Origin of the sequence: Desulfuromonas sp., from assembly GCA_002869615.1 — a bacterium.
GTDB lineage: Bacteria > Desulfobacterota > Desulfuromonadia > Desulfuromonadales > UBA2294 > BM707.
This window is the reverse complement of record PKUH01000013.1, coordinates 1-15,701: the sequence shown is the minus strand read 5'-3', so window position 1 is coordinate 15,701 and position 15,701 is coordinate 1. Positions and strand designations below refer to the sequence as shown.

At 55.6% G+C, this 15,701-nt stretch carries 15 protein-coding genes and 1 riboswitch; of the genes, 5 read left to right on the top strand and 10 right to left on the bottom strand.

What is annotated here, in order from left to right; genetic code table 11:
• Positions 1–63 precede the first annotated feature (63 nt).
• The 5 genes from C0623_01880 to sucB all read left to right on the top strand — a co-directional run bounded on the left by C0623_01880 (position 64) and on the right by sucB (position 7,368).
• On the top strand, positions 64–690 hold the full coding sequence (locus C0623_01880; protein ID PLY03229.1) for a methyltransferase type 11: 627 nt from the start codon (positions 64–66) through the stop codon (positions 688–690).
• A 63-nt stretch (positions 691–753) separates the two neighbouring features.
• Entirely contained in the window at positions 754–2,613 is a 1,860-nt protein-coding gene (locus C0623_01875; GenBank protein PLY03228.1) for a hypothetical protein, read from the top strand.
• A 171-nt stretch (positions 2,614–2,784) separates the two neighbouring features.
• The gene (locus tag C0623_01870; protein ID PLY03227.1) at positions 2,785–3,363 is read left to right on the top strand and encodes a LemA family protein; all 579 of its coding nucleotides are present in this window, start codon (positions 2,785–2,787) and stop codon (positions 3,361–3,363) included.
• Positions 3,364–3,501: 138 nt separating this feature from the next.
• A complete protein-coding gene (gene sucA / locus C0623_01865) occupies positions 3,502–6,195 on the top strand; it encodes a 2-oxoglutarate dehydrogenase E1 component (protein ID PLY03226.1) in 2,694 nt (897 codons plus the stop codon).
• A gap of 24 nt (positions 6,196–6,219) precedes the next feature.
• Entirely contained in the window at positions 6,220–7,368 is a 1,149-nt protein-coding gene (gene sucB, locus C0623_01860) for a dihydrolipoyllysine-residue succinyltransferase (GenBank protein PLY03225.1), read from the top strand.
• A 72-nt stretch (positions 7,369–7,440) separates the two neighbouring features.
• Here sucB and C0623_01855 read toward each other — a convergent pair whose 3' ends face one another.
• The 10 genes from C0623_01855 to C0623_01810 form a co-directional block, all read right to left on the bottom strand.
• Positions 7,441–7,944, bottom strand: a complete 504-nt coding sequence (locus C0623_01855) for a hypothetical protein (GenBank protein PLY03266.1) — start codon at positions 7,942–7,944, stop codon at positions 7,441–7,443.
• A 60-nt stretch (positions 7,945–8,004) separates the two neighbouring features.
• Positions 8,005–8,184, bottom strand: coding sequence for a hypothetical protein (locus C0623_01850; GenBank protein ID PLY03224.1), 180 nt, complete (start codon positions 8,182–8,184; stop codon positions 8,005–8,007).
• A 78-nt stretch (positions 8,185–8,262) separates the two neighbouring features.
• Positions 8,263–9,006 carry a hypothetical protein gene (locus C0623_01845; GenBank protein ID PLY03223.1) on the bottom strand — a complete coding sequence of 248 codons (744 nt, stop codon included), beginning with the start codon at positions 9,004–9,006 and terminating at the stop codon, positions 8,263–8,265.
• 71 nt (positions 9,007–9,077) lie between these two features.
• A riboswitch (cyclic di-GMP riboswitch) is annotated at positions 9,078–9,154 on the bottom strand.
• Positions 9,155–9,220: 66 nt separating this feature from the next.
• The gene (locus C0623_01840) at positions 9,221–10,639 is read right to left on the bottom strand and encodes an NADH-quinone oxidoreductase subunit N (GenBank protein ID PLY03222.1); all 1,419 of its coding nucleotides are present in this window, start codon (positions 10,637–10,639) and stop codon (positions 9,221–9,223) included.
• A complete protein-coding gene (locus C0623_01835; protein ID PLY03221.1) occupies positions 10,636–12,153 on the bottom strand; it encodes an NADH-quinone oxidoreductase subunit M in 1,518 nt (505 codons plus the stop codon). Before C0623_01835 ends, C0623_01840 begins: the two co-directional genes overlap by 4 nt.
• Positions 12,154–12,168: 15 nt before the next feature.
• Positions 12,169–14,034: an NADH-quinone oxidoreductase subunit L gene (locus C0623_01830; GenBank protein ID PLY03220.1), complete on the bottom strand. Its 1,866-nt coding sequence runs from the start codon at positions 14,032–14,034 to the stop codon at positions 12,169–12,171.
• A complete protein-coding gene (locus tag C0623_01825) occupies positions 14,031–14,336 on the bottom strand; it encodes an NADH-quinone oxidoreductase subunit NuoK (GenBank protein PLY03219.1) in 306 nt (101 codons plus the stop codon). Before C0623_01825 ends, C0623_01830 begins: the two co-directional genes overlap by 4 nt.
• Entirely contained in the window at positions 14,333–14,851 is a 519-nt protein-coding gene (locus C0623_01820) for an NADH-quinone oxidoreductase subunit J (protein ID PLY03218.1), read from the bottom strand. Before C0623_01820 ends, C0623_01825 begins: the two co-directional genes overlap by 4 nt.
• A gap of 116 nt (positions 14,852–14,967) precedes the next feature.
• On the bottom strand, positions 14,968–15,507 hold the full coding sequence (locus tag C0623_01815; protein PLY03217.1) for an NADH-quinone oxidoreductase subunit NuoI: 540 nt from the start codon (positions 15,505–15,507) through the stop codon (positions 14,968–14,970).
• Positions 15,507–15,701 (bottom strand): NADH-quinone oxidoreductase subunit H (locus C0623_01810; protein ID PLY03216.1); only part of this gene is annotated, 195 nt, incomplete at its 5' end. The genes C0623_01810 and C0623_01815, both read right to left, overlap by 1 nt.

The window sequence follows — 15,701 nt, the reverse complement described above, 5'->3', positions numbered from 1 at the left end:
ATTTCTCCAGAAGTTGACAATTCGGCAGTTTACCTCATTGTGAAACAGAGATAAACTCATGTCATGGGAATTCTATCCTGGAGCACCGCAAGACTATACGATACCGTCATGCAACATACGGAAAAGGTCTGTCTCGGCCCGTGGCGTCGGGAGCTTTTGGCGGACCTGTCCGGGTCAGTTCTTGAGATCGGCGCCGGTACTGGTGCGAACCTCGACTACTACCCGGAAACGATAACTGAGTACGTCCTGGCCGAGCCGGACCATCACATGCGCCAGCGCCTGGCAAAGAAACTGGCCAGCCGGGGACTTACCTCGCGCCTTTATGACAACGTTGCCGAAAACCTCCCTTTTGCCGACAACGCCTTCGACAACGCCGTCGCTACGCTGGTCCTCTGCTCAGTCAGCTCACCCGGGCGGAGCCTCGAAGAACTGTACCGGGTTCTCCGGCCGGGAGGTTCTCTTATCCTGATCGAACATGTCGTCGACCCGAACCGGAGCGGTGTTTACCGCTGGCAGAGACGGATTGAACCGTTCTGGCGATGCTGTGCCGGCAACTGCCATTTGACCCGGGATACGTTCTCGACGTTGAATGATGCCGGGTTCGACTGTCGCCAACTGCAGCGCGACAGCATGCACGGCGCTGTCTCCCTGGTTGCTCCGGTCATCCGCGGGATTGCCAAAAAGCCTTGAATTTCTTGATGTATTTTCCGATTCGCGCTAGATTGAATGGACCTCAATTCCTGACATTCAACCATGAACAGTGAAAACAAAAAACAGGCGCTGATTGTCGAGCAGGTACCGTCTCTCAATGACGGCATCGAGAAAGCCTTGCGCATTCTGGCCGCCGAACACGGCATCGACATTTATACTTGCCGCCAGAAGATTCTCGGCGGCGGACTGGCCCACTTCGGCAGCGGCCCGCTGGGAAAAGTGAAACCGATAGCCGCCCTGCTTGAACAACAGAATCTCAAAACCTGGATCATTCAACCCTCACGCCCCCTTTTCGGTCCACAGCGCCTGCGCAGTCTTGAAATCACGGACGATGAAATTATCTTTACAACGCCAAAGGATGCCGTTTCGATGACCAGAAATGCTCAGGTCATCGCAGTCCTGGCCGACATCTCCGGTTCGGTTGTTGACAAACAGCTGAAAAGGATGATGGTCCAGAATGTCTACCAGGGAACGGCCGACAACGCCCGACTCAACGAACAAGAGACCCGACGGGCGATTCTCATGGGACAGCCGGTCCTCGATCTTTACCGGGTTTCAGATAAAGAGGTCAGTACCATTGTCCGCGTTCTGCCCGGAAAATTCGATCCCGCAGGCCTCGGCGAACAGGCGACCCTCAGCGCCCGCGGCAATATCGGGGTCCTGCTGAAGGTCTGTGAAGAGTATTTCCCGGATTTCACTCTGCACACCGGTTACGGCCTCTCCCAACTCCCCGGCTGTCATCTGAAAAAAGAAGCCGACGGCAGTGACTGGCAGATCGAGAACCTGAAGCAGGTTATCCGTTTCGGCTGGCTGATGACCGATCTCGCCCTGCAGCCACAACCTCACAAAAAGACTCCGGCCGCGCCAGAGGGAGCAAGCCCCGGCACCGTTGCCGCAGCGACCCTGCTCGGCCGACCCGAACTGGCGACCACCGGCGCGCTCAATGAGATGCCCGGAATTGGCGAGGTTATTGATGAAATCGACCAGTCGATTGCCGAGAAATCAGGCGAAAAGGAACAGGAAGAGAAAATCGACAGAAGCCTGCCGATGCCGCCGGAGCCGACCGGGCGCCGACTTCCGCTACGTGCAATTTTACTGAATGTCGCTGCTTTTGCTCTGATCGGATCATTTATCGCCTTTTCGTCAGGGCACCGCCTGCCGGGACAGATTTTGCAATACGGGTTTCGCCTCGGCCTTTTTCAAGCGGCCGGAGCGGTACTTCTGTTCTGGGTCGGTTTCAGCTTTTTCCTGTTGAAACGCCATATCGAAAACACTCCGACCAGCAAGATCCGTTCGCTGGCCATGGGGATGGTCGAAATTCATGGCTACGCCCGACGCAAATATGCCCTGGTCGCACCAATGACCTCGACACCTTGCGTCTACTACCGTCTGCGCACCTATCGTCGCGAACAACACGGCAAAAACCAGGGCACCTGGCGGCTCAAAAGTGATACCAGCAGCGGCCATGTCCCGTTCTATGTCGAAGACCAAACCGGACGTGTGACCGTCGACCCGGATCGTGCTTCGGTGCGAGCCGGCACCCGGCAGGAAGGCTCACCCGGCCAGGGCAACATCCTGCTCGGTGGCGGCAGCAGTTACGACAGCAATGAAAAATGGGTCGAAGAGGTTATCCACGAAGGAGCGTTCCTCTACATTCTCGGTGACGCCAGGTTGCAAAAGCAGAAACGGAAGTCACTCAATGAGCTCAAGATTGAAAAACTCCGTAATCTCAAGCTTGACCGGGCCGCCATGCAGAAGTACGATGTCGATGGCGATGGTCAGATCGACGCCGATGAATGGCAACAGGCCAGGGATGATGTCGAGGATCAGGTGCTCCGCGAACAACTCGCAACCAGACAAGAGGCCGCCAAGCAGGAGGATGCGATCGTCATTGGACACTAATCCCAACGCACCCACCCTTTTGTTATTGCCGCAACCAGATCGGAAGCGCACCTGACCCGCAATTACGGACTGTTCAGTATCCTGTAAATGTCCGGCTCGCTGGCCCTCGGCGGCTGGGCCCTGTATAGTCTTTTGAGTTATTTCGGTTTTCACTAAAACAAGGAGATAATTATGGATATCAGCCCCGCCTGGATTGTTCTCGGAGTTCTGTTTTTCATCCTGACCGCTCTGATTCTTTATGTCATTGTTGTTTATAATGGTCTGGTCCGCCTGAAAAACAACATCGATAAATCCTGGAGCAATATCGACGTTCTGCTCAAACAACGCTTCGATGAATTACCAAAGCTGATCAAGGTCTGTGAAGGCTACATGCAGCATGAGCAGAAAACCCTTGAGGCGGTGATCAAGGCCCGGTCGCAGGTCACTTCGGCGCGCACTGAGAAACAGCAGATGCAGGCCGAAAACATGCTGACCGACACCCTGCGCTCCCTGTTTATGGTCGTTGAACGCTACCCCGACCTCAAAGCTGACAAGTCATTTCGCCAGCTCGGTGCGCGCATCACCGAAATCGAAAACCAGATTGCCGACCGCCGCGAACTGTTCAATGATTCGGTCAACATCTACAACATCCGGATTGAACAGTTCCCCGATGTCCTCGTCGCCCGGCTCTTCAATTTCGGTGGCCGCACACTGTGGCAGATCGATCCGGCGCACCGGCAAGATGTCAAGGTTGAGTTCAACAGGAGCTGAAAGACCGGGAGATATTATTGTCCCGGACAAGAGACCGCTTTGTTTGCTGTTTGACGATTGCATCAGGCCGGCACCCTGTTATAATTTAGCCTTAAATTATCAATTAAATCGTACTGTTATAAACTTTTTCAGGACAACATGAGCGACAACGCACATTACAGCCCGGCCTGGATAGAAAACCTGTATCGGCTCTGGGAAGAATCCCCTGACCAGGTTCCGGCGACCTGGCGGGCCTATTTCGAAGGGTTTGCTCTCGGGCAAGCCGATGAAACCGGCTCGACCGGCCTCTCGCCGGAGATGTCCGTCAAATCTTCAGCCGTACAGTCATTAATCTATCGGTATCGCGACATCGGCCACCTCCTTGCCTGTACCGACCCCCTATCCCCATGCCTGCTCGAACATACGCAATTGAGTCTTGATGCATTCGATCTGACCGAAGACGACCTTGATACGGTGTTTCATACCCGGCGCTTCATCAGGCCGAGTGCCACCCTGCGCGAGATCATTGACGTTATGCGCGACACCTACTGCCGGAGCATTGGTGTCGAATTCATGCACATCCAGGATAACGAGGAACGGCAATGGCTTAAAAACAGGATGGAATCGTGCCTGAACCGGCCCCGCTTCTCAGACGAGACCAAACTCCAGATCTATCGCAAGATTCTTGAAGCGACTCTGTTTGAAGCCTTTCTGCACAAGAAATTTCTCGGCCAGAAGCGATTCTCCCTTGAAGGCGGGGAAACAATCATAGCGGTTTTGGAGAACCTGGTTGGCAAGGCACGACACGAGGGAATCAGGGATATCGTTCTCGGCATGGCCCATCGTGGTCGTCTCAACATTCTCGCTAATGTTTTCCAGAAACCGCCTGAAAACATCTTCTCGGAGTTCAAGGATAACGCCGAGTTCGATTTTGTCGGCGACGGCGACGTCAAGTATCACAAGGGATTTTCTGCCGACCTCAAGGGGCCGGATGGCAACCAGATCCACTTGACCATGGCCCACAACCCGAGCCACCTTGAAGCGGTCGACCCGGTCGTCGAGGGCAAGGCTCGCGGCCGTCAGGAAAATTACAGCCCCCAAGAGGCCAACAAGGTCCTGCCGGTTCTTATTCATGGTGACGCCGCCTTTGCCGGACAGGGTATTGTCCCCGAAACCCTTAACCTGGCTCAACTTGAAGGCTACGGTACCCGGGGGACGCTGCATATCATACTCAACAACCAGATCGGCTTTACCACCGTTCCGGCTGACTCCCGTTCGACCCTCTATGCCACCGACATTACCAAGATGCTGATGGTACCGATCTTTCATATTCACGGCGAAGACCCGGAGGCGGCGATCTGGGCGGCTTCACTTGCCCTTGAGTATCGACAGAAATTCGGCAAGGATGCCATCCTTGAATTGATCTGTTACCGCAAGCACGGGCACAACGAAGGGGACGAACCGAGCTTCACCCAACCACTGATGTATGAAAAAATTCGACAGCGGCCGGGAGTTTTCAAGGTCTACGGCGAGAAGTTGATCGCCGAAGGTGTTGCCACCGCCGACGAGCTCGAAAAAATCGCCGATCGCATCGTGGTCGGACTGGAACGGGCACTGGAGAAGGTCGTCGAGCCCGAGTCGGACATCGGGTTCCACGGAAAATGGACCGGACTCGATCGGGAGTATTCGGAACCGGACCTTGAAACCGGAGTTGCCGCTGACACAATCACCGACCTGGCCGGACAAATGGCCAGCTTGCCGGATGATTTCAATCCGCACCCGAAGATCGCCAAGCTGCTCGAAAAACGTCTTGACTCGGTCCGCGACCGGGACCTCCTCGACTGGGGAACCACCGAAAACCTCGCCTACGCGACACTACTCAACGAGGGCCATCCGATCCGCATATCGGGACAGGATTCGCGGCGCGGCACCTTCAACCACCGCCACGCCACAATATACGACTCAACGACCGGCAAGCCGTACACACCGCTTGCATCAGTCACAAGCGAGCCGGCCCGTTTCAATGTTTTCGACAGCTCTCTGTCGGAGGCGGCTGTCCTTGGATTCGAATATGGCTACTCGCTTGAACATCCGGGCGGGCTGACCATCTGGGAAGCCCAGTTTGGTGATTTTGCCAACGGCGCCCAGGTCATCATCGACCAGTTTATCGCCAGCAGCGGTTCGAAATGGGACCGCACCAGCGGCATTACGATGTTTCTGCCGCACGGCTACGAGGGACAAGGCGCAGAACATTCGAGCGCCCGCATAGAACGCTACCTGCAGCTCTGCGCCGGCAACAACATGTTCGTCGTCAACCCGACGACCCCGGCCCAGCACTTCCACCTCCTGCGGCGCCAGGCTAAACTGCCATTCCGCCGGCCGCTGATCGTCTTCACCCCCAAAAGCCTGTTGCGGCACCCCGATTGCCGATCCTTGCTCGACGAACTCGAAAAGGGATCCTTTCAGGAGGTCATTAGTGACGACCTCCCCCCCGCCAAGTGCAAGCGGATCATCTTCTGCAGCGGCAAGATCTATTATGACCTGTTGCGGCAACGGACCGGAAGAAAAGCCGCAAAAATTGCCCTTGTCCGGATCGAACAACTGTATCCTCTGCGCACTGACAAAATCACAGCGATCCTCAAAGAGTACCCGGAGGATGTCGAGATCTGCTGGGCCCAGGAGGAACCGGCCAACAGTGGGGCCTGGTCACATATTGAGCCGCAGTTGCGCAAGCTGGCCGACCGCAACATCCGCTACATCGGCCGGGCGGCGGCAGCTGCAACAGCTGTCGGCTCGCATCGGCTGCACAACCTCGAACAGAAACGCCTGGTTGAAGAGGCGCTGAAGCTTTAATCGGAACCTGGAACGGAGAGACTGATGGATATTAAAATACCGGAAATTGGTGAATCGGTTTTTGAAGCGGTCATCGCCAAATGGCATAAGAGTGATGGTGACACGGTGAGCCGTGATGAAGTGATCTGCGAACTCGAGACCGATAAAATTTCACTGGAGCTCAACGCCGAAGCGGACGGGGTTCTGCACATCAAGGCCGAGGAAGGTGCGACGGTTCCGATCGGTGAGGTGATCGCAACCCTTGAAGAGAGCGATACCGCCCCGGCCGACTCCTCTGATTCCGATGAACAAGCAGAAGAAACCGCGGCCGATTCCGACGGACAGGCGGAAGAAGCCCCGGTGAAAAAGGAGAAGCATGAGGCACCGGCGCCGGCCGAAGAGTCTGCGGCAAAAGAGGCACCGAAGCCCTCGCCGCAATCGACCGCACCGGCTTCAACCCCGTCACCGGCCAAGTCAATACCGGTTCGAGATTACGGCCCGGTCGAACGCAAGCCGATGGCACCGATCCGGAAGAAAATCGCCGAGCGGCTGCTTGCCGCCCGACAACAGACGGCGATGCTGACAACCTTCAATGAGGCCGACATGTCGCGGGTGATTGCCTTGCGCAAGAAGCATCAGGATCATTTCAATAAGAAACATAACGTCAAGCTCGGCTTCATGTCGTTCTTTATCAAGGCGGCGGTCGAAGCCCTCAAGGAGTATCCGCTGGTCAATGCCAGCATCGACGGTGATGATATCGTCTATCACAACTATTATCATGTCGGAGTAGCGATCGGGACCGAACGCGGGCTCGTCGTTCCGGTCATCCGGGATGCCGATCAACTGCACTTTGCCGAGATCGAGCAGACGATTGCCAACTTTTCAGACCGGGCCAATAACGGCAAGCTCGATCTCTCCGATCTCGAAGGCGGTACTTTCACTATCAGTAACGGCGGCGTTTACGGCTCGGTTCTCAGCACGCCGATTCTCAATCCGCCACAGAGCGGCGTCCTCGGCATGCATGCAATCCGGAAGCAGGCAGTTGTCGTTGATGACGAAATTGCCATCCGGCCGATGATGAATCTCGCTTTGAGCTATGACCACCGGATTATCGACGGCAAAGAAGCGGTCAGTTTTCTCAAACTGATCAAGGAGTACATTGAGGATCCGGAAGAGATGCTTCTTGAAATGTAAAATCGAGTGGCTTTGAAAACGAAAAGGGGCTGATAAATCAGCCCCTTTTTATGTTAACGGTGCCTGGAAGTACTATTGCGGCTTGATCACTTCTTCCTGCTGTTCGGTGACAATATCTCCGACGAGCAGGCCGGTCACTTCTTCCTTCAACTTGGCGCCGATCTCCTCATCATAATCATCAAACCGGATCGCCATGCCGGGAGGGATCATGAAGCGTCCCTTATCGATCCCCTTGGTATAGATGATTTCACCCGGCAGCTCGAGCATCTCGCCGTCCGCACATGGCAGCTCGACATTGACGAACATCCCGGGATGAAGCGGCTCGAGAGTTCGCAGATAAATCCCGCCTTCGGAGAGATTGATCGCCTGGAATTCGGCTGTCTTGCCAAAGATCGAGAAACGGACCGTTTTGTTAATCGGCGCGCGCAGGAAACGGCGCCGGCCGCCGGAGTGAAGTCGGCACTTTTCGAGGTCTTCGTTAATCGAGTTGATATTGATCGGTTTGTTAACGCAGGCTGTGGCTCCGGCCGCCTCGCACTCGGCAAAGCGCTCGGATTTACCGGAAACGATAATCACCGGAGTTTCGGAAATATCGCGATCCTGACGAATCTGCTTGAGCGTATCGCAACCGTCTTCTTACGGAAAATGAAGATCAAGTGTAATCAGGTCCGGCTTGACAACACGGGAGAGATTGTAGGCTTCTTCGGCGCTTCGAACCGGCAGGACATCAATATTGAGCCGGTTCAGGAACACGGCAAAATACATCAGGAACATTTCGCTGTCATCGACAATTACAGCCGTGGGACGATCACTCAAGCTTGCCTCCTTTAACAAAACATTTCAGCACAACAACAATACAATAATATGAAATCAAAAAAAATGAAATATAATCTGCTACTGGACGGTCAATACCGGTTCAACCTGTTCACTTAAGATGTCTCCGGCCAAAAGGTTAACAACCATTCCCCTGACCTTTCCCGATTCCTCGGATGAGATATTGGCAAACTGGATCGCCATGCCGGGCGGTATCGAGAACCGCCGTCCGCCTATGCTCCGGACATACAGCACTTCTCCGCGCAAGCGGAGCTGCTCGCCTGACACATCATTCAACTCTATTTCAACGGATGTTCCAACCGGTAACGGCGTCACCCGCCGGATATAGATCCCCCCTTCCGACAGGGTAATCGCCTGGCAGGTGTAATATTTGTCCTCAAAATAGAGGGTTACCGGACGATTGATCGGCGCCCGTAAATTTTTCCTTGGAATCTTGCGCTTCTGGTAGCAGAGAGCCGCGGCCTTGTGTAACTGGTCAACCGCTATCGGTTTCTCCAGAAAAAAGTCGGCGCCGCGACTCAGGCATTCGCGGGCGCAATTCCGGTCTGATGACATCATGATAACCGGAGTATCCTGAAACTCGTCGCGGTCACGGATATGCCGCAACAGCTCAAAACCATTGATCACCGGCAGCTCAACATCGAGAAAGAATATTTCGGGATTAAAGACTTCGATAAGATTCAGGGCGTTGACCCCGTGCTGAATCGGATAAACATCGAAATTCATCCGATCGAGGCAGACCGAAAGGTAAGTCAAAACATGTTCACTATCATCTATGACAAGCGCTTTTGGATGCGTTTCCATTTCTATCTTCACCCCCCTAACAACAAAAAACGCTGCACATCCGGAGAGGATAGCAGCGCAACAACCATCCCTTCGACAACCCGGCTCTTCTTCCCCCCAAGAATCCGTGGCTTTGCGCTGTCGGTACCCGACATTGCCCTTTCGGAGATGCAATCAGTTATGAATATAATATAGTTACCCTGTCCCTAACCTTTAGTCAAGAAATCTGTTTGCTCTAATGCGCTATAAATGCAGCCAGATCAAGCAGTGGCCCGGGAAATACGCCGAGCAGCATGACGACAACCATGCAGGCCAGCAGAACTGCATATTCTGCCCGGTGACCCGGATGCAGGGCATGCTGTGGCTCGACCTTGGCCATATACATCACGATCACAATCCGCAGGTAATAGTAGACTGAAACCAATGATGCAAAGATACCGATCAGGGCAATGCTCAACTGGCCACCTTTAATCGCTGCAGCAAAAAGGCCGAATTTCCCGATAAAACCTGCTGTCGGTGGCAGCCCGGCGAGCGAAACAAGAAAAATGGCGAGCAGGGCTCCACGGAAGGCATAGCGATAACCGAGGCCCTGAATGTCCTGGTCCTCCTGCGGTTCGCCGCCGGCATGTGACAAGGAAGCTATAACGGCAAAGCTGCCGAGAGTGGCAAAGGTATAGACGACGATATAGAAAACGATGGCACTGAAGCCTGCATCGCCACCGGCCAGCAAACCGATCAACAGGTAGCCCATATGTACAACCGAAGAAAATGCGAGCATCCGCTTCAGATTACGCTGGGCCAGCGCCTGAAATGTTCCAACCAGCATCGTCACTGCGGCGAGCAACCAGAGCAGGCTTGTAATATCGGCAACAGCCGCTCCATTGGCAAAATAGAGAGCCGCCAATGCCGCCACCACGGCCCCTTTTGAACCGGTGGCAAGCAATCCGCCGACCGGAGCCGGCGCCCCCTGGTAAACGTCGGGTGTCCAGAGATGGAACGGCACCAACGAGATCTTGAAGCCGACCGCAGCCAGCAGCATGACCCAGCCGAACAGGGTATAGGGTCGTAGATGACCATCGACCACGGCCGCGGTAAACGCTTCCGGCAGATGAAAGGTTCCTGCTCCGAGGTAAATCAGAGCGATGCCGAATGCCATGAAACCGGTGGCAACAGCGCCAAGCACCAGATATTTGAGACCGGCTTCGGCGGCAAAGGAAGACTCACGGTCGAAAGCGATCAGGATATAGAGAACCAGCGTATAAGCCTCGAGCCCGAGGAAAAGTCCGATCAGTGACGTTGCGGCCGAAAGGAGTGACATGCCGGCCGCTGCGAACAGGGTCAGAGCCGCGTAAACGCCGCCATCAAACTGCCGCTCTTCACCATAACGGACAGAGAGCAACAGGACCAGGGCCGCCAGCAGTGACCAGAGGGCGGTAAAAAATCGGGCATAGGCGCCGGCGCCATAAAGATTTGCCACTTCGACAACCGGTGCCGGACAGAACATGGCAGTCAACGCCGCCAGCAGAGCGCACCCGATCCCGCCTAATATCAGGTTTTGCCAGTGCGCATACCAGGCCCCGGCGAGCAGGACAACAAGGGCGCCGAAAACAAGGATCAGGACCGGCAGCAAGGCGACAAGTTCCGGATAGGTCATTGAGCACCTCCGGCCAACTGCGCAACCACCGGTTCGTTCAGCAGATAGGCGACCGACTGCTGGAGCGGATCAAGGAAGGTGGCCGGATAAAGACCGATCCAGATCAGCACGACAGCCATCGGCACCAGCACCAGGTACTCGCGAGCAGTCAGGTCATGACAGACCGCCAGCTTGCCCTGCGGTCCCCAGATCGTGTGGCGCAGCAGCCGGAGCATGTAGGCCGCCGAAAAAACCACCCCGATAATCGCCAGCACCGCCCAGAGCGGCTGGACCTTGAAGGTGCCGATCAGTACCAGAATCTCGCCGGAAAAGTTGCCGAGGCCAGGCAGGCCGAGCGAGGCAAGCGCAAAAACAAGGAGAAACGCCGACAGCACCGGCGCGCAATGCCAGAGACCGCCGAGTTCATCAAGATTCCGGGTCGATGTCCGCGCCTCAAGCATCGCGATCAGCACGAACAGTCCGCCGGTTGCTATGCCGTGCGCCACCATCAACAGGATGCTCCCTTCAAGGGCCGTAACATTCCAGGCAGCAAAACCGATAATGACGAGCCCGAGATGCGAGATTGACGAGTAGGCAATGAGCCGCTTGGCGTCCTTCTGCAGATATGCGACCCAGGCGGCGTGAAAAAGACCGATCAAAGCCAGGGCCGCCAGCAGCGGCAACGATTTTTTCGCCATCTCCGGAAAGAGCGTGAACCCGAAGCGGATCAGGGCATAGGCCCCTGTCTTCAGCAGCAGGCCGGCCAGATCGAGCGAACCGGCGGTCGGTGCTTCGGTATGGGCATCCGGCAGCCAGGTATGGAACGGGAAGAGCGGCACCTTGATGATAAAAGCGATCAAAAACGATCCATACAGCCAGAACGATGCGGTCTCAGTCAAATCGGTCTGACGCAGAGCTGAGAGGGCGAAGGTATACTCGCCGGTCTGTTGCCCATGGATCCAGTAGAGCGCCAGGATACCGAGCAACATCAGCAATGAGCCGGCAAGCGTATAGAGGAAAAACTTGACCGAAGCATAGACGCGGCGCTTGCCGCCCCAGATGCCGATCAGCAGAAACATCGGGATCAGCATCACTTCCCAGAAGATATAGAAGAGAACCAGATCAAGCGCCAGAAAAACACCGAAAATCCCTGACTCCATAACCATCAGGAGAATAAAAAAGAGTGGCGCATGTTTTTTGACCGGCCACGAGATAATAACGCCAATCACCTGCAGGAAAGCGGTCAGGACAATCATCAGCAAAGATAAGCCATCGAGTCCGAGAGTAAAGCGCACGCCAAAGCGATCAATCCAGGCAAAGTCCTCGTAGAGGAACCAGCGCTGCCCGCTCTCCGGTGCGGTCACGAACATCCAGACGCTCAGCACAAAAACCGCCAGGGTCGCCGCCAGGGCATACCAGCGGCACTCCTCCGGCTGCTTGCGATGCAACCAGCAGATTAATGAACCGAGCAGTGGCAGGACCAGAAGCAGAGTCAGCCAGGGGAACCCGGGATATGTCACTACGGCAGTATCCATAATCCTCTCAAAAATTTACAGCGAAACAAGCCGCCACAGGCACCACCCGAGAAGGGCAAGAAGCCCCCAGGCGAAAGCCCCGAGATAGGTCGACAGGCGACCGGTTGTCGTCGGCCGTACCCGTTCGGCAATTGCCTTGCTCCGATCCGCCAGCCCCTCGAGAAAGCCATCGATTACGGTCAGGTCGAGGCCATAGAAACAGAACCGGCAGATCGACGCAAACGGTTTCAGAATGATCAGGTTGACCAGTCGATCAGCCTGCCAGCCGGATAACAGGAATCCGCCAATGAGACCATCTCCGGCCACCGGTGCCGGTCGATATTTTTTCCAGGCGATCAACCAGCCGATAATCACCAGCCCCGTCGCCAGCCCCCAGAGACTCCATTCGGCGGCATGACTGACAAGCGGAACCACGCCGGCCCGAACCCCGAGATAGTCAATTAACCAGTTATTGCCACCGATCAGTTCAGGCAGATTAAGAATCCCGCCGCCGAGACCGAGCAGGGCCAGAGGCAACAACGGCCAGAGCATCATGATGCCGGGAGCATGTCCCTCCTCGCCGCGCGGCTCACCGGCAAAAACAAGGTAGAGCAGCCGGAAGGTATAGACCGCTGTCAGCAGCGCCGTCAGGCTTGCCAGCAGCCACAGTCCCTGGAAATAGATACCGGGCTGGGCGAAGACCGCCAGCAGGATCGCATCCTTGGAATAGAAGCCGCCGGTCATCGGCACGCCGGCCAGACAAAGAGCACCGGCGACAAACATTGAGAAAACAAAAGGGGCCCGCCGGGCGACGCCTCCCATTCTGAAAATGTAATTCTCCTCACGACAAAGATGAATAACGCAGCCGGCAGCCATGAAGAGCAACGCCTTGAAAAACGCATGGGTCAGCAGATGGAACATCGCCCCGGCCACCGATCCGGCACCGACGGCGAGGAACATGTATCCGACCTGGCTCATCGTCGAATAGGCGAGAACTCGCTTTATTTCGCGCTGGGCCAGGGCGCAGGTCGCCGCGTAAAAAGCGGTCAGGGCGCCGACCGTCGCAATCGCCATCATGCCGACCGGCGACAGGGAAACCAGCGGGAAAAGTCGGCAGAGAAGATAAACCCCGGCCGTGACCATGGTTGCTGCATGAATCAGCGCCGAGACCGGAGTCGGGCCGGCCATGGCATCGGCCAGCCAGGTCATCAGTGGCAACTGGGCCGACTTGCCGCTGGCGCCGAGCAGCAACAGCAGAGTCAGCCCGGTGACGACAGGCGGCGCCAGAGCAGCCGCCTGGCTGTTGATCTCGGTAATCGACAGGGTTCCGGTCAGGGCAAAGAGCCAGAGCATGGCGATACCGAAAAAGACATCGCCGACGCGGGTCACGAGAAAGGCCTTGCGGCCGGCATCGGCGTTTTCACCCTTGCCGTACCAGAAGCCGATCAGTCCGTAGGAACAGAAACCGACCCCCTCCCAACCGAGGAAGGTCAGAAGCAGGTTATCCGAGAGAACGATCAGCAACATGGCAAAAACAAAGAGATTAAGCAGGGTAAAGAACCGGGCGTAATCCTCTTCCTCTGCCATGTAGCCGACGGCATAAAGGTGGATCAGGGTTGAAACACCGGTCACCATCAGGGTCATCGGTGCCGACAGTTTATCGAACAGGATGGCAACCGGCACCTCGAGGTCGCCACTCGAAAACCAGGTATAAAGAGTCGCCCGACTGCCATCACCCTCGGCATAAGACCACAACAGCACCGTCACCAGGGTCGATGTCGCAACCCCGAACACGGCGAGAGTTTCGGCAAAAAGTCGCGGTGCCCGCATGCCAAAGATAGCGTTGAACACACCACAGATGAGCGGCAAAAGGATTATGAGAAAAAGAAGTTTTTCGTTCATCCCTTCATCCCGTCAAAAGCATTGGCATTGATCGTCCCCTTGCGCCGTCGCAGGTAAACAACCATCGCCAGGGAAATCCCGACTTCAGCGGCGGTCATCGCCATCAGGAAAATAACAAATATCTGGCCGTCAACCTGCTGCCAGAGAGCCGAGGCGCCAACCAGAACCAGCCCGACCGCATTCAGCATGATCTCAATGCCGATCAGGATCATGATCAGGTTGCGGCGGGCCAGCGTACAGCCGAGCCCCATCAGGAACAGCGCTGAAGCGACCATCAGAACATGGGAGATTGGAACGATCATCGTTTCCACGTCCACCTCCAACTCCGCTTGCCGGCCCGACCGACATAGAAAGCTCCGACCGCGGCAAAAAGCAACTGGAAGGAGACCACTTCAACGGCCAGGGCATACTCCTTGAACAGGGTATAACCGAAGGTTCTCGGCGAGGCATAATAACTCGGTATGCCGTCGCTACTCCCCGGATCAAACGATATAATCGCGAAGGTCGTCCCGAGCAGAACAAGCGAAAGCAGAACAACCGGGATCAGAACGGCCCAGTCGATGCCCGGTGTCTCCTCCGAAGGCGCCAGCTCAAGCATCATGATAATAAACATGAACAGCACCATGATCGCCCCGGCATAGATGATGACCTCCCAGGCGGCAACCAGCGGGGCACCGAGCAGGTAAAAAATCATTGCCAGCGCAAAGAAGGCATTAACCAGGAAAATCACGGCGTGCACCGGGTTGCGCCGGGTCACGCAGCCGAGGGTTGCGAGCAGGGCAACAGCGCTCAGTATGTAGAACAGAACAGTAGCCATAACTTCAATTCTCTTGCACCGGGGCACAGAGTCCCGGAGAACCATCATTTGTTAGATTTTTAAATACAAAACAAATTGTCTTTACTCCGTGTCTCAACGTCTCCGTGGTAAAGATTTCAAGGCAATAAACTTTTCACATCCTCCGGTTCGTTTTCATCGTCATTTCCGCCACGTCGGTTGACGACGCCGATACCACTATGCCGATAAAAATTGTATTCGCTGTCCTTGCCGCCGTCGGCGATCAGCAAATCTTCTTTCTCGTAAACCAGCTTGAGCGGATCACGGTTGCAGATTTCGTAATCGGCACTCATCTGGATCGCCAGGGTCGGGCAGGCTTCGGCACAGAGTCCGCAGAAAATACAGCGGGAGAAGTTGATCCGGAACCAGGCGGCATAGCGACGACCGTTTTCATCCCCGGTTGCCTGCATCGAAATACAATCAACCGGGCAGGCCGCCGAACAGAGGTAGCAGGCGACGCAACGCTCGGCCCCGTCCGGATCCCGGGTCAGAACGATGCGGGCCCGGTAGCGCGGAAATGGTGTCCGCTTCTCTTCCGGATACTGGATCGTAGCCGGCTTTTTGAAGAGATAGCGCAAGGTTACCCAAAACGGCTCCAGGGTCCCCCTTATGTCACGCCAGAGATTTCTCGCCACCATCAACCTCCATTGAGCCAGACCATGATACCGCCGGTAATAATAACATTGAGCAGAGCCAGCGGCATCAGGATCTTCCAGCCGAAATGCATCAGCTGATCATAACGGAAACGGGGCATTGTCCCCCGGATCCAGATAAAGACAAATGAGACAGCAAGAACCTTGATCAAAAACCAGATGACCGGCGGCAACAACGG

Excerpts from the sequence above, each read along its gene's own strand:
- C0623_01870 (PLY03227.1), top strand. The coding sequence starts at position 2,785 with ATGGATATCAGCCCCGCCTGGATTGTTCTCGGAGTTCTGTTTTTCATC.
- C0623_01830 (PLY03220.1), bottom strand. The coding sequence starts at position 14,034 with ATGAACGAAAAACTTCTTTTTCTCATAATCCTTTTGCCGCTCATCTGT.
- C0623_01875 (PLY03228.1), top strand. The coding sequence starts at position 754 with ATGAACAGTGAAAACAAAAAACAGGCGCTGATTGTCGAGCAGGTACCG.
- C0623_01880 (PLY03229.1), top strand. The coding sequence starts at position 64 with ATGGGAATTCTATCCTGGAGCACCGCAAGACTATACGATACCGTCATG.
- C0623_01820 (PLY03218.1), bottom strand. The coding sequence starts at position 14,851 with ATGGCTACTGTTCTGTTCTACATACTGAGCGCTGTTGCCCTGCTCGCA.
- C0623_01835 (PLY03221.1), bottom strand. The coding sequence starts at position 12,153 with ATGGATACTGCCGTAGTGACATATCCCGGGTTCCCCTGGCTGACTCTG.
- sucB (PLY03225.1), top strand. The coding sequence starts at position 6,220 with ATGGATATTAAAATACCGGAAATTGGTGAATCGGTTTTTGAAGCGGTC.
- C0623_01815 (PLY03217.1), bottom strand. The coding sequence starts at position 15,507 with ATGGTGGCGAGAAATCTCTGGCGTGACATAAGGGGGACCCTGGAGCCG.
- C0623_01845 (PLY03223.1), bottom strand. The coding sequence starts at position 9,006 with ATGGAAACGCATCCAAAAGCGCTTGTCATAGATGATAGTGAACATGTT.
- C0623_01840 (PLY03222.1), bottom strand. The coding sequence starts at position 10,639 with ATGACCTATCCGGAACTTGTCGCCTTGCTGCCGGTCCTGATCCTTGTT.
- sucA (PLY03226.1), top strand. The coding sequence starts at position 3,502 with ATGAGCGACAACGCACATTACAGCCCGGCCTGGATAGAAAACCTGTAT.
- C0623_01825 (PLY03219.1), bottom strand. The coding sequence starts at position 14,336 with ATGATCGTTCCAATCTCCCATGTTCTGATGGTCGCTTCAGCGCTGTTC.